The organism is Clostridium sp. MCC353 (assembly GCF_018785315.1).
In the GTDB taxonomy this organism is placed as follows: domain Bacteria; phylum Bacillota; class Clostridia; order Lachnospirales; family Lachnospiraceae; genus CHH4-2.
The window spans coordinates 1-21,384 of record NZ_WQPN01000073.1; the positions used below are offsets into that span (position 1 = coordinate 1).

At 47.3% G+C, this 21,384-nt stretch carries 16 protein-coding genes; 9 read left to right on the forward strand and 7 right to left on the reverse strand.

Annotation, left to right across the window (positions count from 1 at the left end; translation table 11 throughout):
* Positions 1 to 81 precede the first annotated feature (81 nt).
* Positions 82 to 999: a LysR family transcriptional regulator gene (locus GPL15_RS14505; protein ID WP_215699399.1), complete on the reverse strand. Its 918-nt coding sequence runs from the start codon at positions 997 to 999 to the stop codon at positions 82 to 84.
* A gap of 214 nt (positions 1,000 to 1,213) precedes the next feature.
* Between GPL15_RS14505 and GPL15_RS14510 the strand changes: the two genes are divergently transcribed.
* The 4 genes from GPL15_RS14510 to GPL15_RS14525 all read left to right on the forward strand — a co-directional run bounded on the left by GPL15_RS14510 (position 1,214) and on the right by GPL15_RS14525 (position 6,385).
* On the forward strand, positions 1,214 to 2,677 hold the full coding sequence (locus GPL15_RS14510) for an extracellular solute-binding protein (RefSeq protein ID WP_215699400.1): 1,464 nt from the start codon (positions 1,214 to 1,216) through the stop codon (positions 2,675 to 2,677).
* A gap of 305 nt (positions 2,678 to 2,982) precedes the next feature.
* Entirely contained in the window at positions 2,983 to 3,876 is an 894-nt protein-coding gene (locus tag GPL15_RS14515; protein WP_215699401.1) for a sugar ABC transporter permease, read from the forward strand.
* Entirely contained in the window at positions 3,869 to 4,711 is an 843-nt protein-coding gene (locus GPL15_RS14520) for a carbohydrate ABC transporter permease (protein ID WP_215699435.1), read from the forward strand. The genes GPL15_RS14515 and GPL15_RS14520 overlap by 8 nt, the downstream gene beginning before the upstream one ends.
* Before the next feature lie 27 nt (positions 4,712 to 4,738).
* Positions 4,739 to 6,385, forward strand: a complete 1,647-nt coding sequence (locus tag GPL15_RS14525) for a glycoside hydrolase family 43 protein (RefSeq protein WP_215699402.1) — start codon at positions 4,739 to 4,741, stop codon at positions 6,383 to 6,385.
* A 135-nt stretch (positions 6,386 to 6,520) separates the two neighbouring features.
* On the opposite strand, the gene GPL15_RS14530 is transcribed toward GPL15_RS14525, so the two are convergent.
* The 5 genes from GPL15_RS14530 to GPL15_RS14550 form a co-directional block, all read right to left on the reverse strand.
* Positions 6,521 to 7,201 (reverse strand): hypothetical protein, encoded by a 681-nt coding sequence (locus GPL15_RS14530; protein WP_215699403.1) that lies wholly within the window; start codon positions 7,199 to 7,201, stop codon positions 6,521 to 6,523.
* A 116-nt stretch (positions 7,202 to 7,317) separates the two neighbouring features.
* Positions 7,318 to 8,082, reverse strand: coding sequence for a class I SAM-dependent methyltransferase (locus tag GPL15_RS14535; RefSeq protein ID WP_215699404.1), 765 nt, complete (start codon positions 8,080 to 8,082; stop codon positions 7,318 to 7,320).
* Between the two features lie 84 nt (positions 8,083 to 8,166).
* Entirely contained in the window at positions 8,167 to 8,595 is a 429-nt protein-coding gene (locus GPL15_RS14540) for a C-GCAxxG-C-C family protein (protein ID WP_215699405.1), read from the reverse strand.
* Between the two features lie 38 nt (positions 8,596 to 8,633).
* Positions 8,634 to 9,641 (reverse strand): hypothetical protein, encoded by a 1,008-nt coding sequence (locus GPL15_RS14545; protein ID WP_215699406.1) that lies wholly within the window; start codon positions 9,639 to 9,641, stop codon positions 8,634 to 8,636.
* Positions 9,642 to 10,230: 589 nt separating this feature from the next.
* A complete protein-coding gene (locus GPL15_RS14550) occupies positions 10,231 to 11,625 on the reverse strand; it encodes an aspartate ammonia-lyase (protein ID WP_215699407.1) in 1,395 nt (464 codons plus the stop codon).
* A gap of 244 nt (positions 11,626 to 11,869) precedes the next feature.
* Here GPL15_RS14550 and xth point away from each other — a divergent pair, with 244 nt between their 5' ends.
* From xth to GPL15_RS14565, 3 genes are read left to right on the forward strand one after another with little or no spacing between them, the layout of a single operon-like run.
* Positions 11,870 to 12,625: an exodeoxyribonuclease III gene (gene xth, locus GPL15_RS14555; protein ID WP_215699408.1), complete on the forward strand. Its 756-nt coding sequence runs from the start codon at positions 11,870 to 11,872 to the stop codon at positions 12,623 to 12,625.
* Positions 12,622 to 14,424 carry an ABC-F family ATP-binding cassette domain-containing protein gene (locus GPL15_RS14560; RefSeq protein WP_215699409.1) on the forward strand — a complete coding sequence of 601 codons (1,803 nt, stop codon included), beginning with the start codon at positions 12,622 to 12,624 and terminating at the stop codon, positions 14,422 to 14,424. Before xth ends, GPL15_RS14560 begins: the two co-directional genes overlap by 4 nt.
* A 20-nt stretch (positions 14,425 to 14,444) precedes the next feature.
* A complete protein-coding gene (locus GPL15_RS14565) occupies positions 14,445 to 16,286 on the forward strand; it encodes an alpha amylase C-terminal domain-containing protein (protein WP_215699410.1) in 1,842 nt (613 codons plus the stop codon).
* Between the two features lie 890 nt (positions 16,287 to 17,176).
* Here GPL15_RS14565 and GPL15_RS14570 read toward each other — a convergent pair.
* The gene (locus GPL15_RS14570; RefSeq protein WP_215699411.1) at positions 17,177 to 17,659 is read right to left on the reverse strand and encodes an S-ribosylhomocysteine lyase; all 483 of its coding nucleotides are present in this window, start codon (positions 17,657 to 17,659) and stop codon (positions 17,177 to 17,179) included.
* A 169-nt stretch (positions 17,660 to 17,828) separates the two neighbouring features.
* Here GPL15_RS14570 and GPL15_RS14575 point away from each other — a divergent pair, with 169 nt between their 5' ends.
* Together GPL15_RS14575 and GPL15_RS14580 are read left to right on the forward strand one after the other, a co-directional pair.
* Positions 17,829 to 18,212 (forward strand): PBECR2 nuclease fold domain-containing protein, encoded by a 384-nt coding sequence (locus GPL15_RS14575; protein ID WP_215699412.1) that lies wholly within the window; start codon positions 17,829 to 17,831, stop codon positions 18,210 to 18,212.
* A 537-nt stretch (positions 18,213 to 18,749) separates the two neighbouring features.
* Positions 18,750 to 21,356, forward strand: a complete 2,607-nt coding sequence (locus tag GPL15_RS14580; RefSeq protein WP_215699413.1) for a cation-translocating P-type ATPase — start codon at positions 18,750 to 18,752, stop codon at positions 21,354 to 21,356.
* Positions 21,357 to 21,384 lie beyond the last annotated feature (28 nt).

Sequence of the window (21,384 nt, forward strand, 5' to 3'; positions counted from 1 at the left end):
CTGTTGCTTTTCCCTAATAAATAAAACGTTTACTCTATAACTGAAATCACAGGTATGGAATTTCAGTTTACAACTGACGCATTATTCAATATACAAATGCGATCTCCAATACTGGGTAGCCATGCTGATAAAGTCCTTGGCCGCATTGTTTATGTAATGGCTGGGTGAATAAGCAGCGGCCAGTTCCCAGCTCGCCATTTCCCCAAGGGAAAAATAGGAAATGTGTTCGCTGGGCAGGGCATAGCAGCGGGGGATGATGCAGCAGCACTGGCCGTTAGCCGTTAACCGCTGCATGGTTCTCATGCTGGTGGATTCAAAGAGCAGCTTTGGCTTGAATCCGGCCAGATCAAAGAGATTATCGATCACCGCCCGCATGGTGGAGGTCTTTTTCACCAGGGTGAACAGGTTGCCGGAAAATTTGGTCAGGGAGATTTCAGGGTACTGTTCGGGCGGAAGGGTTTCCTGGTAAGCCAGCGGATGGGATTTGGGGATGCACAGGTAAAATGGTTCCCGCAGGATTTCCGTATAAACCAGGTGTTTGTATTTTCTTTCATAAATGGTCTGAAAACTGATATCCAGCTGGTTGGCGTCCAGCATCTTTACCTGGGATTCCACGTCGGCTTCCAAAGGCTGGAAGGTGGTGCTGGGGTATTTTGCATGTATTTCTGGATATATGGCGGTGAACATCTGGATTCCCCGTTCAGGAGTGAGGCCGATGGTGATTGTGCCTTTCCAATTCTGAGCCATATCCTGAATCTGGTTATAGGTCTGTTTCTTTATGACCAGAATGCGTTCTGCATTTTCTATATACAATCTGCCTATATCGGTCAATTCCCAATGATTTCTGGTACGGATGAAGAGGGGCGCTCCCAGTTCCTTTTCCAGCTTTAGAAGCTGCTGGTTTAAGGCGGACTGAGTCACGAACAGTTCGTCGGCGGCTTTGGAAATGCTTCTGTGCTTGGCGATTGTCAGAATATATTCGATAATTTTGGTTTCCATAACATATAATCCCCTTTGTATTAAATTGGTATTTGGGCTTCTAATCTCTCGCTGGTCTTAGGGATAGTGCACAATGAACTTTAGAAAAACTAAAGAACAGTTTATTTTAATTAAGTTGATTTTCATATACCTTATTTATATAATAAAAACATACAAAAAACAAGGGGATTTAGAAGAAAAACAACACAAATAATACAAGAGGAGGAAATGATTTATGAGAAAGAGTAAAATGGCGGCTGCATTGGCGGCAGTGCTTATGATCGGTTCCGCACTAACGGGATGTGGTAACGGAAGTTCCGGCAACGCGGGCACAACCGCAGCTCCGGCCCAGGCGGCAACAACCCAGGGGCAGGCGGAAACAACCGCTGGAGAAAATGGTGCGCAGGCGGAAACAGCCGCTGGGGAAACCAGTGCTCCGGCAGAAGCGAAGAATTATAGCAGCACCTTTGATGTAGCAGGCGCAGGCGACGTGACTTTGGATGTTATGATTACATCTTTGGGAGATTCCGACGGAGGCCCCTATCTGAGAGGCGTAATGGACAATTACATGGCGATGTATCCCAATGTTAAGCTGAATCCTGTGGAATGTTCCATGAACGATTTATATACCACATTGATTACCCAGGCTACGGCAGGAACCCTGCCCGACATTTTCACCATGACAGAAGCTTACTCAGCCAACTGCCTTGAAATGGGCATGAGCGTGGACAACATGGCAGAGCTTTTAGGCGAAGAGTACATGGGCGGCCTGATGGAAGCGGCAGTTGAAAATGCAACCGTTGACGGAACCCTGGTTTACATGCCATGGCAGAACAATATCACTGCAATGGTGTACAGAAAAGACCTTTTTGAAGAAAAAGGAATCGAAATTCCTAAAACATGGGATGAGTTCCTGGCAGCCGCTAAAACTTTGACAGAGGATTTGGACGGAGACGGAAAGACAGACCGTTACGGAGCCGCATTTGCAGGAACCAGAAATGATTCCGCAGAATCCAGATTCCAGACATTTGCGCTTACATATGGCTGTGACTTCGTGACAAAGAATGATGACGGAACATTTACCAGCGGTTTTGGAACAGAAGAATTTAAAAATGCGATGACTTCCTTTATCAATATGGCGGCCAATGAAGGCGTAACACCTCCGGGATTCATTGAAACCGGTTATTCAGAAGCTTATACCATGATCGCGGCAGACCAGGCCTGCATGTTCTTCAGCGCATCAAATGTGCTCGGCGGCATTTACAATGCAAACCCGGATATGAAGGGCAAAATGGGAAGCTTCCCGATGCCTGTGGCTGAAGGCGTAGACCCTGTGACTTCATTTTCAAGTGTTGGTATGACAATCAGCAATACCTGTAAAAATCCTGAAGTTGCGGCTGATTTCCTGAAATATATGACAAGTGTGGAGAACAGCGTGGAATGGAATAAGGCTACCTGCCGTCTTCCTGTTGTAAAAGACGCCCTTACCGCAATTTGTGAGGCTGACGAAGCTTATTCAGGATTTGCAGATGCGTCTGACAGCGCGGTTATTTATCCGGCATTTGCAGGGCTTGCGGAGCTTAGGGATGCCTGCGGCGAGTGCTGGCAGACGGTTGTTGCTGAAGGCACATCTGTGGACGACGCGGTAGCGAATGCGGCGGCTAAAGCGGAAGAAGTGGCGAAATCTTATAGTAATTAAGGATGTTTTTTACTGGATGGGGTGACGGGAAAGGCGACGGGAAGGGTGTGACGGGAAGGGTGAAGGCATTTTCAGAAAAGCCTTCGCCCTTTAAAGTAAAGCGTGAGGTCATTTTCGAAAAAGCCTTCGCCCTTTAAAGTAAAGCGTGAGGTCATTTTCGAAAAAGCCTTCGCCCTTTAAAGTAAAACGTGAAGGCATTTTCGAAAAAGCCTTCACCCTTCATGTCACCCTTCATATCACCCTTCATATAAATCCCCCCATCATCCCCCAAACACATACCCAAGAACCGCAAAGGAGGCAAAACATTGAAAAACCGAGTCCAGAGCGTAAGCAGGAACAAAATAAAATCAGCGCTTACTCCATATGGCTTTATCACCCCAGCGTCTCTCACCATACTGCTGTTGGTGGTTTACCCCATACTCTATGGAATCTACATTAGCTTTTTTGATACAAACCTGGTGAACAAATGGAAATTTGTAGGGCTTCGTTATTATGTTCAGGCGCTGACAGATTCCTCTTTTCTGCACAGCCTCTGGAAAACGATGGTTTTCACCGTATCCGTGGTAGGCGGACACTTTATATTAGGCTTTATTTTCGCGTCAATTCTGAATCTGGATATCAAAATGCGCACCCTGTTCAGGGGAATTCTAATTCTTCCATGGCTGTTTCCCGACGTGGTGATCGCGTATCTGTTTAAATGGATACTGAATACACAGGGTGGCATCGTCAATGAACTGCTGATGCATTTTAACCTGATATCGGAGCCGGTGGGGTGGCTGAGCACGTCGGCGACTGCATTTCCGTGCGTGATCCTGGTCAGCATCTGGAAAGGATATCCGTTGGTGATGGTGCAGGTTCTGGCCGGAATCCAGACCATTTCCACCGATATGTATGAGGCGGCCCAGATTGACGGGGCAAATGTATGGCAGAAGTTCAGGTATATTACGATTCCTGCTTTAAAGCCGATTCTCACAACCATTTTGATTCTGGATACTGTTTGGGTGTTTAAACAGTTTACATTGATCTGGCTGATGACTTCAGGAGGCCCGGGCAGTTCGACCATGGTTTCAGCAATTGAAATCTATAAAAATGCATTCTCATATTTCAAATATGGCTTTGCGTCGGCCCAGTCGGTTTATATCCTTGTTATCTGTTACCTGATCGGAGTGGTGTTTAGGAGGTTATTGCGTGATGACTAAAAAAAGCAAAAATAGAGTGGTTTTATCGTTGGGTTACCTGGTTTTGTGCGTGGGATGTCTCTGCGTTTTACTTCCCCTGTCCTGGATGGTGATAACATCCTTAAAATCCATGGCGGACATCACCCTTTCAAAAGGGCTGAAACTGTTCCCCACAGGCCCGACCCTGGAAAACTATATCAATATCTGGAAGGACTATCCCATTGCGGCCTACATAAAGAACAGTTTGATCGCCGTGGGCGGATCTACGGTATTCGGCGTGGTGTGCGCGGCTCTCTGCGGTTACGGGCTGTCCCGGTATGAATTTAAGGGGAAGGCATTTCTTCTCAGTTTTCTGCTGGTGACGCAAATGTTTCCGGCAGTGATGAAGATCATTCCGTATTATAAAATTCTTGTATCCATCAATTTGAACAATACCAGAATCGGGCTTTTGATCGTATACGCGTCGTTCAGCATTCCATTTTGTACCTGGATGATGTTTGGGTATTTTAAGAGCATTCCTACGGGGCTTGACGAGGCGGCAAGAGTGGACGGCAGCAGCGCATTTCATACATTTTACAGGATCATTCTGCCCATTGCGCTGCCTGGACTGGTAGCTACGGTTATCTATGCATTTTTGCAGAACTGGAATGAGTATATGTTCGCTTCCGTGCTCATGTCGGCGGATGAGAAGAAAACCATCACCTATGCCATCAGCACCATGGCGGACGCCTATAAAGTGCAGTGGAACTATCTGATGTGCGCGGCCATCATTTCCAGCGTGCCGACGCTGTCCGTATTTGTGATCATGCAGAAATACCTGATTGCCGGCATGACGGCCGGAGCGGTTAAGGAATAACGACTAAACAACCAAATGGAGGAAATCATGAAGAGTAACAAATTCCACAATCCCGTAATCAAAGGGGGATACCCGGACCCATCCATATGCAGAGTGGGCGATGTCTATTATATGGTCACTTCGTCATTTTCTTATTTCCCCGGACTTCCGGTGTTCAAAAGTCTTGATCTCGTCCATTGGGAACAAATTGGGAATGCGGTATCCAGGCCGGAACAGCTTGATTTCAGGGACTGTGACAGTTCGGAAGGGCTGTGGGCGGCAACGATCCGCTATGATAATGGTACATTTTATATTGTAAATACGTTAGATGTCAATGGCCGCATCGACCGCTACAATTTCATACTAACTGCCAAAGATCCGGCTGGGGAGTGGTCTGAGGCGGTGGTGATCGAAGGTGCGGACGGTATCGACCCGTCTCTGTATTTTGACGAGGACGGGAAAATGTGGTACTGCGGCAATATGATACCCGAAGAACCGAAATATGCCGCCCAGCGGCTGATTTATCTCTGTGAGCTGGACCGGAAAACCTATCAGTTTGTCGGCGAACGAAAGATCATTTACGACGGATATTCGGATTTGAGCCAGTATATGGAAGGCCCCCACATTTACCATATCGACGGCATTTATTACCTGCTGACCGCATGCGGGGGGACCCAGACCAACCACTGCGTCAATGCGGCCCGCAGCAAGGACCTTTTGGGTCCATATGAGCCCTGCCCCAGGAATCCGGTGATTACGAACCGGAACCTGCGGCTGATCAACCAACTGGGAGTTGCGGTCACGGGACACGGGGACCTGGTTCAGACACAGAATGGGGAATGGTATATGGCGCTCCTGGGCATCCGCCCATACGAACACGAGATCGAGGATTACGAATGCTATCAGCCCAGGAAATGGATCCGTACTCCGGACAGGAACAAAAATGCCCAATTCAACCTGGGCCGGGAAGTATTTATCATTCCCATTGCCTGGGATTATGACGGATGGCCGCTGGCGGACAACCATAACGGAATGGTGAACCTGACGGAACGGAGGCCGGATCTGCCTTCTTACCGTCCGCCTCTTCACAGCAGAGTTGACAACTTTGAAGAAGAGACCCTGGATATGATCTGGTGTATGCGGCGTCCGGTAAAAAAACCATTTTACTCCCTGACCGAGAGACGGGGGTGCCTGAGAATCCGGCTTCTGCCTGTGCCGGCAGAGGACACCCGGACCCCGGCAATGCTGGTGAGACGCCAGCAGCATTATGACTTCCAGGCGGCTGTGGCCATGGAATTTGAACCGGAAAAAGAGGGGGAAGAGGCTGGAATGATCGTAACCCAGAATGAGAGGTTTTCTTTCCTGATTCTGAAACAGAAGATTGGGGATGAGACGGTTGTCGGATGTTATAAAGTGGTAAACGGCGTTCGGAAACTGATCAGCACCGCCCAAGCGGGACCGGGAAGAATCTATCTCTTTATAGAGGGAAGCGAAGGCGCTTATGACTTCTATTATGGAAGAAGCGAGAGAGAGAGGATACCTTTGGCTGTGGGAGAAGACGGTTCTATTTTAAGCACTGTGGTGGCGGATGGATTTATTGGTTCTTATCTGGGAATGTACGCGTCTTCCGGCTGTGAAGAATCCGGGAATTATGCGGATTTTGACTGGTTCAGGTATGAAATTATAGAGGAATAGTTAAAACAGTAAAACGATGAGAGGGTGTTGCATCAATGATTGTAAAATCACTGGTGTAACACCCCTTATTTTGTACTTTCGGACTAAAAACAGGAATTATAGATAGTTTGGATATGCCTCAGACCCATAGTTAAATCAATTTCCGCTTTTTGACTGATCAATGTTTTCTTCCAAATAACGATAATCATCTAAGAAACGGGATTCATCCCATGTGCTCTTAGCTGTTTGCAGCAATTCGGCGGCACGGGCATAATCTTTCATGCCGATTGCCGCAAAAATATCGAGTACAGCGATGTTTCCCCCATACAATTTGTTATTCCTATAGGGATTAAATACCCCTTGGCTGCTTTCGTACAGCGCCATAGCACGATCTGTCTGTTTTAGATAGAAATAACAATAGCAGAGATTGATACAGTGAACTAATTTTAATACACCGGACAGTTTTACATTCGATAAGTGTTCCAACAATTCAGCAGCCTTGTCATATTGTCCAAGTCTGCAGTAACCGGCAGACAAATTGATCGTGAGCATATTGTTTGCAAAGCGGCCTTTGGCACGACGGCGTAAGGATTCTGCTTCTGCGATATATTCCTCTGGGCGGCCGGCGTCCAAAAGTGGTGCGATTGCGTTCATCTTTTTCAGATACCGAAGGTTGTAGAAGATGTTGAATGCCGCCATGCCAATAAGTAAAATGGCTGATAGAATCAGGTAATACTGCCAAATTGCACCGTCAGGAATTTGAAATACTATTTTTGCAAAGAGAAACATCATTCCCCAACAAAATCCGGCAATAATAATATAAATGATACGCTTCATTTTCTCATCCTTCCATGAAATTCGATTTCGGGTCTTAATTTATTTGCCTTGTTCAATGGCGTTACCTCCATAAAGCCTGATTTCTTCCGCTGTTAAATGCCAAGAATAGCCGGAATTCATTTGTTGGTTAAAAAAACAAGCCCATGAAGCCCATAACCCAAGAGACTTTTATTTTCGCATATACTCAAATGTAACTCCATATATTTCTCAAAATCTTCTTTCCGGGCCTTGTTAAAATCCGCACCCCGTGCCAATGGATTTCCATCAGATGTTATATGATTGAGTATGGTAAGTTTATATTTTGCTGCCATGTCTTCAATTTCTTCAGGCATCATATATACAAAAGAATCGCCCAGACTTTTTGTACTGCAGCATTTTAATATTTCACTTATATTTTCTAATCCGGGCTTTAAGTTCATATGTAATACTGTTATCAGATTAATATAAGATATGACTAAAATACCTCCGTCTTTTAACAGCCTCAGACACTGTTCCATTGCCTTATAACGCATGGTTTCATCTAAATGATAAAATGCGCCCATACAAAGCACTGCGTCAAAATAATGATCGTTATAGTGATTGCAGGCACAGATATCTCCGACAAAGATATCGTCTAATATCGGAGAACGTTCTTGCTTTTGTAACATAATATCCACATTATGAGGCACAATATCACTTGCGGCCACACGATGGCCTTGTTCCGCTAATTTGAACGCATAATTTCCAGTTCCTGCGCAGCCGTCGAAAATTTTGCTGCATGCGGGAATTATTTTATCAAAATAATGCATGGTTGTCAGCCATTCAATTTGATGGCTGTAATCGCGAAACAGCCTCCCGTCTTCATCATAAGAATTATAATAATTAGTGATACTGTTTTCCATTAGCTGCCTCCGTAATTGATTGTTTCGCACCATATTATCTTTAACCGCCTGATAAATTTCCGTTTTTTCCGGATGGTCACTATTTTACGATTTCGTTATTTCTCTGATATACAGATACGCGAATTCGATTGCGTTGCAACTCAGGTTTTCACACATATGGGGCGGATCATTTTCTGAAAAACCTGTGGGACGCAGTTCCAAACATCTCAAGGATCCAAACGTGTTATCAAAATCAGATGCAAAATGATAACAGGCAGATATAATTTCAGCATCTGTTTTCCCCAATATATGTAGATAAATGCCTATGAACATAAGTGCACCTTCGACCAGACCACATTGCGCTCTGTATCCGCCTGCACCATGCAGTCCAACCGCAGACCAAAGGGTTTGCGGTTCAACGGCTATTTCAAATAATTCGCTCAAACAGATGAGCGCTGTCCCCGCACAATTGATATCTTTTTCCCAGTACAACTCATGTACCCGCTTTGCTATATATTCTTTTGTCAATATCATCCATACCCCTCTCCAGCTATTCTTCAACGGTTCCCCATTTAACGGAACAGATTCCGGTATCCTTCATCCATCTCATCCCCAAGTTTCAAATCTCTCATCAGTCTTGCCGCTTCCGCCGCCTTGCGGTACAAATTGCCATGCATGCTGCCTGCGGCTAAAAGCAGAAATGGATGGCTCCATTCCCACAGCTCTTTTTCCCTGCCGCCTCCGTGAAGAACCAAATCCATGCAGTCTTCCAGCACAAAACGGCCCAGGCCAATGCCCCACCACTGTTCCCTGGCCGGTTTCAGCCATTGACGTATCCACATAAGGCGTTCCCTGGCCTCGTCCCACATTCCGGCCTCAATGAGCACCCGGACCAGCCGCTCACAGGCGGAACAGACGGCCCAGGCATTCTGTTCCTCTTCCAGCAGCATTTTTTCCAATTCGTCCCGCCTGGCATCGGCCTCCTGCTCCTTGTCACCAAGCCACTTCTGCCAATTGCCAAGAGTGCGATAGTCGTCCGTGCCAAGTATCCCTTTATTTTCCTTCCAAATGGCGATGAGCTGCCTGGCTGCATCATTTTCCTGGAGATCAATCATGGTATAGATTCCATCTTCAAGAGATAAAACGTCAGGCGCATCAGGATAACCGTAATTACGAACTTCATAGCCGCAGCAGCAGTCAAAGTTGGCATTCTTGGCCCTTTCAAACAGAGGTTTGTCCTCCGGCGATTCATATGCCTGTAAAAGCTGGGTCAGAATCTCCAGACTGGCGCCGATCCCCTGAAAAGAATTGGTCTCCCGGTCCATCAGTTCCTGCTCAAATACACGGTGTACCAGAGCATGATATTCCTCATCTGTCCATCCCCCGCATTTTTTTCCAAAAAACAACAGGGCATAGCAGAGCCTCTGCCGCTTACAGTAATTCTTGTCAAATGTCCCTTTTCCTTTATCGTGTCCTTCCTGGTAACAATATGGCATAAGCGATCCTGCCATAGCTGTTTCCAAATCAGGCTGATACCTCTCAAACACCTCTGTAAGAATTCCCTGATAATCCTGTGCCATATTTATGCCTCCACTTTGTAAAAATATCTCTATCCATCCAATTGCAAAATGTCATATCCCTGCATCTTTTTAGTACATATGGAACAAACCTGCCTGTTTTATCAATTTCAGCAGATATACCGCCCTTTCAGCAATTATACCATTTCTGCAGTCAATTTAGAAACAAATCTTCTGATATATATTCCCAAACTTTTTCATAGAAAAACTAAAGCCAGAGAAAACCAGCAGGAAAGCGGGGAGCGGTGTCCGGCGGCAGGCTGGGCATTTGAGGCCGGGGCACTGCCAATGGGGCTGGGATTCATCTGGAAACCGTTTAGTGGAACTTAGTTTCCGGAGATGAAAAAAGACGGGCAGAAACTGAAAACCAAATCAGTTTCTGAGATGCCCACTGAACGGTGAAGCCCCATAAAGGGTTCACCGTGAATGGGCATCGCACCGTCTTTTTTCAACTCCGGAGACTTAGTTCCACTTACGGTTGGAAGCTGAATCCCAGCCCCATTGGCAGTGCCCCGGCCTCAAATGCCCAGCCTGCCGCCGGACGCCGCTCCCCGCTTTCCTGCGTAACTTTCACGAATCCCGGCCCGTTATTTTAAAACTGATGTCCCGGCTGCGTCATAGCCACCAAATCCAGCCCCTGCTTCAACTGCTCCTCCGTAAGCAGCCCGGACTGCATCACCAGTTCCCTCACCGGTATACCGGTTTCCAATGACTGCTTCGCGATATCAGCCGCTTTTTTGTATCCGATATACGGACATAAGGCGGTTGCAAGGCCCACGCTGGATTCCACAAGCTGCTCACACCGGTCACGGTTGGCGGTGATGCCTGAAATACAGTTGTCAATCAATGTTCTCACCGCGCCGGTCATGGTATCGATGGATTCGAAAATCTTATAAAATACAACCGGTTCAAATGCATTTAACTCCAGCTGTCCGGCTTCGGCGGCCAATGTGATGGTCGTGTCATTGCCGATCACATTGAAAGCTACCTGGGTCACCACTTCCGGGATGACAGGATTGATCTTGCCGGGCATGATGGAAGAGCCGTTTTGCTTGGGCGGCAGATTGATTTCGCCGATTCCCGTCTTGGGCCCGCTGGAAAGCAGCCGCAGATCGTTGCATATTTTTGACAGGTTGACCGCGCAGGTCTTCAGCACCCCTGAAGTGAATACGAATCCGTCCAGGTTCTGTGTGGCGTCAAAGAGATCCTCCGCCTGTACGCAGTTGGTTCCGCAGACCTGATTCAGGTTTTTAATGATGTGGAACAGATAAATCGGATTAACGTTAATGGCGGTTCCTACTGCAGTCGCTCCGATGTTCAACACTCTCATCTCAGCTTCCACTTTATACAAACGGTGGATATCACGGCTGATCACAGCGGCGTAGGCTTCAAATGACTGGCCCAGGCGGATCGGAACCGCGTCCTGGAGCTGTGTGCGCCCCATCTTCACCACATCGTCAAATTCTACTGCTTTATCGGTAAGCGCCTTGTGCAGGCGTTCTAATTCATGGATTAAACCCGGCATCAATTCCATAACCGTAAGTTTACCGGCGCTGGGGATCACATCATTGGTGGACTGGGCCATATTCACATGGTCATTGGGATGTACGATGGAATAATCCCCTTTGGTGCCGCCCAGAAGCTCAATGGCCCGGTTGGCGATGACTTCGTTGGCATTCATATTGGCCGATGTCCCGGCGCCGCCCTGAATGGCGTCTACGATGAACTGGCTGTGAAATTTCCCTGAAATGATTTCGTCACAAGCTTCGGCAATGGCCTTGCCGATCTTCTCATCCAGAACATGGGCTGCCATGTTGGTATAAGCGGCCGCCTTTTTTATCCGGACTAAATTGTTGATGAATACAGGGTGCAGCGGCCTTCCCGTGATGTTGAAATTGTGCTTTGCACGTAAGGTCTGTACGCCGAAATAGGCTTTGGCCGGTACTTCCATAGTACCTATGGAATCTGCTTCTAATCTGGTTAACATAATACTTCTCCTTTATTTGTTGTATCTTAAAATCCGGTTCTTACAGTTGGAGCATATCACTTTTAAGTATGGAGGTAAATAGGGATTCCCATTTTTGATAATAATTAAGAATATTAATGAAAAACTTAATAAAATAAAGTTTTTGCAGACGTTTTATTTATTATATTAAGAAAGCATCTACATCGACAATTATAGGATATAATGTTATACTACTAATATCTTTATAAGCAAGGAGAAAAATGTTATGAAAAAGATGATATCCTGGAACGTAAATGGACTTCGTGCCTGTATGGGAAAAGGATTTATGGATTATTTTAATGAAGCACAGGCAGATATTTTCTGTCTGCAGGAAACTAAGCTTCAGGAGGGACAGATTGATCTTGAACTGGAGGGATATCACCAGTATTGGAATTATGCCGTGAAAAAGGGCTACTCAGGAACTGCCTTATTTACCAAAGAAGAACCAGTCAGCGTGGCTTACGGGCTGGGGATTGAGGAACATGACCAGGAAGGCCGGGTGATAACTGCTGAATTCCCGGAATACTATGTGGTCACATGCTATACTCCCAATTCACAGGACGGCCTGGCCCGTCTGCCCTACAGAAGGAAATGGAATGATGATTTTTTGGCCTACTGCAAAAAGCTGGAAGAGAAGAAACCGGTTATTTTCTGCGGTGATTTAAATGTGGCCCACAAAGAAATAGATCTTAAAAACCCCAAGACAAACCGGAAAAATGCCGGTTTCAGCGATGAGGAGAGAGAAGATTTTACCAAGGTGACGGAAGCCGGTTTTATTGATACGTTCCGTTATTTTTATCCTGACCAGGAAGGGATTTATTCCTGGTGGTCTTACCGTTTCAGCGCGAGAGCCAAGAACGCAGGGTGGCGTATTGACTATTTCTGCGTATCCAAAAGCCTGAAGGACAGGCTGGTTGACGCGTCGATTCATACGGAAGTTATGGGGTCGGACCATTGCCCGGTAGAGTTGGTGATCTCATGAATTTAGTGACCATTGAACATTTGACAAAATCATATACGGAGCGCCTTTTGTTTGACGACACCAGTTTCAGCATGAATGAAGGCGATAAAGTGGGGATTATCGGGATCAACGGAACCGGTAAGTCCACCCTCCTTAAAATAGTTGCGGGCCTGGAAGAGCCGGATGAGGGCACTGTGACCCGCAGCCGGGGCCTGGATATCCGGTATCTGCCCCAGAATCCGGTTTTTGAGGACGAGGATACGGTTTTGGGAAGTATTTTACGGGCCAATGAAGGACATGAGCATGTGTGGGATATTGAAAGCCAGGCGAAGACCATGCTGACCAAGCTGGGGATTTATGACTTTGATGAAAAGGCCGGGCTGCTTTCCGGAGGACAGAGAAAGCGGGTGGCTCTGGCCGGAGTGCTTTTATCAAAGGCGGACCTACTGATTCTGGACGAGCCGACCAACCATTTGGACAGCAGCATGGCGGAGTGGCTGGAAGAATACTTAAAGAGTTTCCGGGGAGCCCTGCTCATGATCACCCATGACCGGTATTTCCTGGACAGCGTGACCAACCGCATCGTGGAACTGGACAAGGGGAAATTATACAATTACCAGGCCGGTTACGAAGGATATATCCAGTTGAAGGCGGAGCGTCTGGATATGGAGCAGGCGTCTGAACGGAAACGCCAATCCATATTGAGGGTGGAGCTGGAATGGATGCAGAGAGGCGCAAGAGCCCGTTCTACCAAGCAGAAAGGCCACATCCAAAGATATGAAGCCCTGCGGGACCAAAAGGCTCCTGAGCAGGATCAGGAGGTAGAACTGGATTCTGTATACAGCCGTCTTGGACGCACCACTGTGGAAGTGAACAACCTGAGCAAGGCATACGGCGGCAAAGTGCTGATTAAGGATTTTACTTATATATTTTTGAAAAATGACAGGATTGGAATTATCGGTCCAAACGGCAGCGGAAAATCTACGCTGATGAAGATGATCGCCGGATGGGTGGAGCCGGATGCCGGAACCATTGATATCGGACAGACTGTGAAAATGGGATATTTTTCCCAGGAAAATGAAGCCATGGACGAGACCATGAAAGTGATCGATTATATTAAGGATGCGGGTGAGTACGTAAAAACAAAGGATGGAAGTATCAGCGCGTCCCAGATGCTGGAACGGTTCTTATTCCCGTCCAGCGTCCAGTATACGGTGATATCAAAATTGTCGGGCGGAGAAAAACGGAGGCTGTACCTGCTGCGGATTCTGATGGAAGCCCCCAATGTGCTTTTGCTGGATGAGCCTACTAATGACCTGGATATCAGGACGCTGACCATATTGGAAGATTATCTGGACAGCTTTGCCGGGATTGTGATCACAGTTTCCCATGACCGTTATTTTCTGGACCGGGTGGTGCAGAGAATATTCGCATTTGAAGGCGATGGCCGGGTGGTACAGTATGAAGGCGGGTTTACGGACTACCAGGCAGCCTGGGAGCAGAAACAGGCGGACAGGCAGCCAGCGGCGCAGGTGGAAAAGAAGGAAAAGAAATCCGAGAATACATGGAAAGAACGGGACAAGAAATTAAAATTTTCATATAAAGAACAGCGTGAATGGGAAAACATAGAAGATGACATCGCCGGTCTGGAACATGAGATCGAAGAATTGGACCGTCAGGTTGAGGAAGCGGCCACAGACTACGGCAGGCTGAACCAGTTAATGGAAGAAAAAGGCCAAAAGGAAACCCTTTTAGAGGAGAAAATGGAACGCTGGATGTATTTGAACGAGCTGGCGGAGAAGATTGCCAATCAGGAATAATGAGGAGATGGTGAGTTAGAATGGAAGAATATAAGGCAGTTGCAGGTGATAACAGAATATTTCCAATGGGACTCACAGTTACGGAAGGGGGAATCCATGTTTCCACGGCAGCCTCCGGTGATAACTGCAGCCTGGTATTATTTTCGGACGGACAGGAGGAGCCGGATTTAATAATACCGTTTCCGGAGGAGGGCCGGATGGGGGATGTCTGGTGCATGGATGTGACCGGAATTGATATGTCCGGCCGTTTCTATTGTTTTGAATCCGGCGGGGGTCTGTTTTCCGACCCATACGGCACGTCTTTTTCCGGGCGTGAAGAGTGGGGCAGCCTGGAAAATGCGGGAAAACTCCTGAAATGCCGGGGTGATTCAGAGGAATTTGACTGGGAAGGGGACACACCCCTGGGGATACCCTATGAAGAGATGGTGATGTACCGGATCCACGTGCGGGGCTTTACCTGCCATCCATCTTCAAAAGCACACGATAAGGGCACGTTCCGGGCGGTGCTGGATAAGATCCATTATTTAAAGGAGCTGGGAATCACAACCCTGGAGCTGCTGCCGGTCAATGAATTCGATGAGATCATGATGCCGCCGGCCATTGTGGGTAATCCTTATGGCATGGACCAGCCCACCGGCCGGATCAATTACTGGGGATATGGGCCGGGATTTTATTTTGCAGTGAAAGCTTCCTATGCCTCCGGGCGGGAGGAACGCCCGGAACGGGAGTTTAAGATGCTGGTGAAGGAACTGCACAAAGCCGGGATTGAGATAATTCCGGAACTGTATTTTACCGGTCAGGAGAGCCCTGCATTTGTACTGGATGTGGTGAGGTACTGGATTCGGGAATTCCATGTGGACGGGATTCATTTGGTCGGATTTGCGCCTGCAGGAATTCTGGGCAGCGATCCGTATCTGAGCCGCACAAAACTGCTGGCAACCACCTGGGAAGGGACGGACGGAGGGCGGATAAAACATCTGGCCGAGTATAACGACGGTTTTCTGGTCGATATGAGAAGGCTGTTAAAAGGGGATGAGGATCAGATGAACAATCTGATTTTCCGGACAAAACGGAATCCCAAAGACTATGGCGTGATCAACTATATTGCCAATACCAACGGATTTACCATGATGGATATGGTTTCCTATGATATGAAGCACAATGAAGCCAACGGTGAAGGAAATCAGGATGGAAATGCCTATAACTATAGCTGGAACTGCGGTATTGAAGGCCCCACCAGACGCAAAAAGATCCTGGAACTGCGGAAAAAGCAGATACGCAATGCATTTCTGCTGGTTTTGCTGAGCCAGGGAACGCCTTTGATCCTGGCCGGTGATGAATTCGGCAATTCGAAAAATGGAAATAACAATTCCTATTGCCAGGACAATGAAATTTCCTGGCTCAACTGGAATCAGTTAAAAACAAACCGGGATCTATATAAGTTTGTCAAAGCTTTGATCTCTTTCAGGAAAAAACATCCCGTTTTCCATATGCAGAAGGAGCCAATGGTGATGGATTACCTCTCCTGCGGACACCCGGACGTATCCTATCACGGCGTGAAAGCCTGGTGTCCGGAATTTGAAAATTTCCGGCGGCAGATGGGAATCATGTACTGCGGCCTGTATGCGAAGAAGGAAGACGGCAGCCCGGACGATTATTTCTTCGTGGCCTACAACATGCACTGGGAGCCCCATGAATTTGCCCTTCCAAACCTGCCAAAAAAGATGAAATGGCGGGTGGCGGTCAATACGGACGCGAAAGAGGTGAACGGGGTTTACGGGGAAGGTGAGGAACCGGTGGCCGGGGACCAAAAACAGGTTGTGGTGGGCGCCAGGAGTATTGTGGTGTTTATTGGGTATTGATTAATTAACTGATTGAAAAACGTTACGCAGGAAAGCGGTGCGAGGCGGCGGCCGGAGGGCTGGACGCTGGGGACGGGACGGGCGGGGCGGAATCCGGCGGCACCGGAAGGCAGCTTCCAATCGTAAGTTTAACTAAGACGGCAGGGATGGAAAAAGACGGTCCGATGCCCATTCACGGTGAACTCTTTATGGACTTCACCGTTCAGTGGGCATCTCAGAAACTGATTTGGTTTTCAGTTTCTGCCCGTCTTTTTCCATCCCTGCCGTCTAAGTTAAACTAAACGATTTCCAGATGCCTTCCAGTGCCGCCGGATTCCACCCCGCCCGCCCCGTCCCCAGCGTCCAGCCCTCCGGCCGCCGCCTCGCACCGCTTTCCTGCTGGGGTTCTCAGGCTTAGTTAATTAAATGCAATGTTAGAATAAGTAGGAGCTTTTCTGCTAAGCCGCATGCTGAGAATTTCCGATTTTAACATCAACCCTCAAGGCATTTTCGAAAATGCCTTGAGGGTTGATGTTAAATTTCTTTGTCAATTTTTATTATTACCTTACCCCTCCGCTTTTTTATACGTAGTGCAGCCAGTACACAGCCGTGAAGAAGGGGACGCTGGGGCAGGGGAGACGGATGCTGGGGATTTGGGAGCGTATGGAGCCCCTTAGAGATACCAGGCCTTCAAGGGCGAAAAAAGACAGGCAGAAGCTGAAAACCGAATCAGCTTCTGAGGCGCCCACTGAGAGGTAAAGTTCATAAAAAGTTTACCTCGAATGGGCGCCGCCCTGTCTTTTTTCGTTCTTGAAGGCCTGGTATCTCTTAGGGGCGGAATCCGTTCCCAAATCCCCAGCATCCCCTTCTTCACGGCGTAACTTAACCAATCAAAAAGCCCCCTCAACTCCTTAACTCTCGGGATAAATCAGATGTTTATCGTCAATTTGATAAAGAACGTCTTTCAGGAATTTGTCCGCCAGGTATTTTGCCATGGGCAGATTCATATCCAGATAGTTGCCGCAGTCTTTGGCGGCTGCGCCGGGGACATCGCCTTCGAAATCACGGATGAACTCATAGAGTTCGATCATCAGGGGAATGATCTCGCGGGACTGGTAATCGCCGGTCATCAGAAGGTAAAATCCGGTGCGGCATCCCATTGGGCCGAAATACAGAATCCGGTCTTTCCATTGAGGGTGGTTTCGTAAAAATGTGGCAGCCAGGTGTTCAATGGTGTGCACCTCTGCCGTATTCATAACCGGTTCAAAATTAGGCTGTGTCATGCGGATGTCGAATGTTGTAATCGCCGCATAACCGGCTTGATCTTTTCTCGATACGTAAACTCCGGGAAGCAAACTTAAATGATTAATAGTAAAACTGGTAATCTTTTCCACAGTGCATAATCTCCTTTTGTGAATATCTTTACCCAGTATAACGAAAACATGTGAATAAAGCAAGGCCCAACCAAGCTATGTTGACAAGCAGATCATAATTAAATATAATTTACCACATATATCAAACGGTATAAAAATAAAGCAATCAGATGCTGAAGAGGAAAGCACAATGGCCGAAATCCAAAGTTTAGGAAAGATAAATATAGAGGTCCTTGAGGCGGAATTTGGAAAAATCAAAACAGATGAAATTATCGTGACGAATGAACGTATAGAACATATAATGGAGCGGCATCCAGAGGATTACAGCCTTTTTGAAAAATATGGTAAAGAGAGCGTTTCCGATCCTGATTTGATAATAAAAGATATAAAGAATATTGGAACAGTTTTTATGGTAAAGAAATTGCCGGAAACCAACCTGAATGTTGTCGTCAGAGTTGTTCTTGGAGGGGATGATGATAAGCTGAAAAATTCTGTTATGACATTCTATCGAATAAGAGACAGAAACCTTAAAAAGCTTATAGAAAAAAATGGCCTGCTTTACAAAAAAGAATAGATATTATATAATATACATACAATATAAGGCTTTATCCAAAGAGTTGTTGAAGTAGAGATTGTGCTGCTACGCACCCTTCGGGTCAAAAGAAATGTGGGAAAGGGCACACCCACCAACGATTCTTTGGTTTAGCATAAATAAAATGATTTATACCACTAGTCCATGATGGCTGGTGGTATTTTATTTGCTGCGATATCGCAGCCGCGCCAAGATACTTTGGAGAAACCGCATAAATGCGTTGCTTCCGTTAACAAACCGTTAAGGGATTCCCCGGCCGGTTGACAAAGATAACTTATCATTTTATAATCTAATAAATTCAATACATTAACAGGCATCTGCATAGATGTTCTGCGGTTAAGAGGGAGTAGTTTTAATGCATTGTCAACATACGCGGCCTGACGGCCTGGCGGTGCATACCAATCCGGTTACGAGACTTTTAATGCATCCGATTCCATAAATCTTTAAGGTTTATGTGATTCGATGCATTAAAAGTCTTTTTTTGTTCATACCATTAGGTATGGGAGAGGAGAGTTTGTAATGAACGAATGGTTTCGGTTATCGAGGGAAGAAGTACTAAAACAATTGAATGCTCCACAACAGGGGCTGAGCAGAGAACAGGTGGAGAAGCGCCAGAAAGAATTTGGAAAAAATGCGCTTATGGAAGCGGGCAGAAAGAAAACCTGGCAGGTGTTTTTAGAACAGTTTCAGGATTTGCTGGTAATTATCCTGATTATTGCGGCGCTGATTTCTATGGTTTCGGATAATGTGGAAAGCACGGTTGTTATATTTGCGGTTATTATCCTGAATGCAATTCTGGGTACGGTACAGCATCAAAAGGCCGAGAAGTCATTGGACAGTTTAAAATCACTGTCCGCACCGGCTGCCAAAGTTATGAGGGACGGCAAAAAGGTGGAAATCCCCTCAGACCAGGTGGTGCCGGGAGATATTCTTCTTCTGGAGGCCGGAGATCTTGTGGTGGCGGACGGCAGGATCATTGAAAATTACTCCCTGATGGTCAATGAGAGCTCCCTCACCGGAGAATCGGCCAATGTGGAGAAGCGGATACAGCCTATAAAGGAAAAACAGGTTCCTCTGGCTGAACAGTACAACATGGTGTTTTCCAGTTCTCTGGTCACCGGAGGACGGGCGGTTATTGCGGTAACAGCCATTGGTATGGATACGGAAATCGGCAAAATCGCCTCTCTTATGAATGCCACAAAAGAGAAAAAAACTCCGCTTCAGATCAGTTTGGACCAGTTCAGCGGAAAGCTGGCAGCGGTGATCATGATCATCTGCGCGCTGGTATTCGCTTTAAGCCTTTACCGGAAAATGCCGGTCCTGGATTCCCTGATGTTTGCGGTGGCCCTGGCTGTGGCGGCCATTCCTGAGGCACTCAGTTCCATCGTTACCATTGTCCAGGCAATGGGAACCCAGAAGATGGCGAAAGAACACGCTATTATTAAGGATTTAAAAGCAGTAGAGAGTTTAGGCTGCGTTTCTGTCATCTGCTCCGATAAGACAGGTACCCTGACACAGAATAAAATGACGGTACAGCAGGTATTTGCAGAACATAAACTCTATCCGGCGTCACATCTGGATATTACGGACCAGGTGCACCGCTATCTGATCTATGCGGCCCTTTTGGATAATGACGCGGTATGGAGCGAAGGAAAAGCCATTGGCGACCCTACGGAATTTGCATTGTTGGAACTTGGAAAACGGCAGGGAGTGGATGCGGCAAGAGTGAGAAGCCAGATTCCCAGGCTGGATGAGATTCCATTTGATTCCGACAGAAAATTGATGAGCACAAAACACGACATAGACGGAAAGATCATTCTGTTTACAAAAGGCGCCATTGATGTGCTTTTAGACAGAAGTGAGCGGATGTTAACCAGCAGAGGGCCCAGAACCATGACACAGTCGGACCGCAGCGCCATTTTAGACCAGAACCAGCGTTTTTCAGAGCAGGGGCTCAGAGTTTTGGCATTTGCTTACAGGGAGTGCCGGGAAATGGAGGCGATGAGCCTGGAGAGCGAACAGGATTATACATTCCTGGGACTGATCTCCATGATGGATCCGCCCAGACCCGAATCCAGACGCGCCGTGCAGAATGCGGTGCGGGCCGGAATCAAGCCGGTGATGATAACCGGCGACCATAAGGTGACGGCCTCCGCCATTGCCGGTAAAATCGGCATTATGGGAAAAGACGATATCGCGGTGACGGGAATTGAACTGGATGAGATGAGCGATCAGGAGCTGGGGCAGAAATTGGAACATATATCCGTGTACGCCAGGGTGTCTCCGGAACATAAGATCAGGATCGTGGAAGCGTGGCAGAGGCGCGGCAATATCGTGGCCATGACCGGAGACGGCGTAAATGATGCGCCCGCTCTTAAAAAAGCGGACATCGGAGTGGCTATGGGAATTACAGGAACCGAGGTATCAAAAGACGCCGCGTCCATGATTCTGGCCGACGATAATTTTGCAACGATTATAAAAGCTGTGGAAAACGGCAGAAATGTATACAGGAACATTAAAAATGCCATTCAATTTCTTCTGTCCGGCAACATGGCAGGCATTTTAAGCGTGCTGTATACCTCTCTTTTGGCACTGCCTATGCCATTTGCTCCGGTTCATCTGCTGTTCATAAACCTGCTGACCGATTCCCTGCCTGCGATCGCCATAGGTATGGAACCGTCTGAAGAAGATCTTCTGGAACAAAAACCAAGGGATCCGAAAGAGGGCATACTGACAGCCAGATTCCTGGGCACATTGTTTGTACAGGGCGGTCTGATTGCGGTATGCACCATGATGGCATATCACACCGGTCTGGCCACCGGAGGGGCGGCTGTGGCCAGCACCATGGCATTCAGCACCCTGACCCTGGCCCGCCTGTTCCATGGATTTAACTGCAGAAGCACCCATTCCATCATACGCCTGGGATTTAAGACCAATCTGTACAGCGTCATGGCGTTTGAAGCGGGCGTTGTGCTCTTAGCGGCGGTGCTGTTCGTGCCAGGACTTCAGACATTGTTCTCCGTAGCCGACCTGTCGGTGAGACAGCTTCTGACCATCGTGGTATTTGCCGCGGTTCCCACCACGATTATCCAGGCTTGGAAGACCATTCGGGAGGCGATGCATTAAAAATACCGAACACAAAAGCATGTTCCCA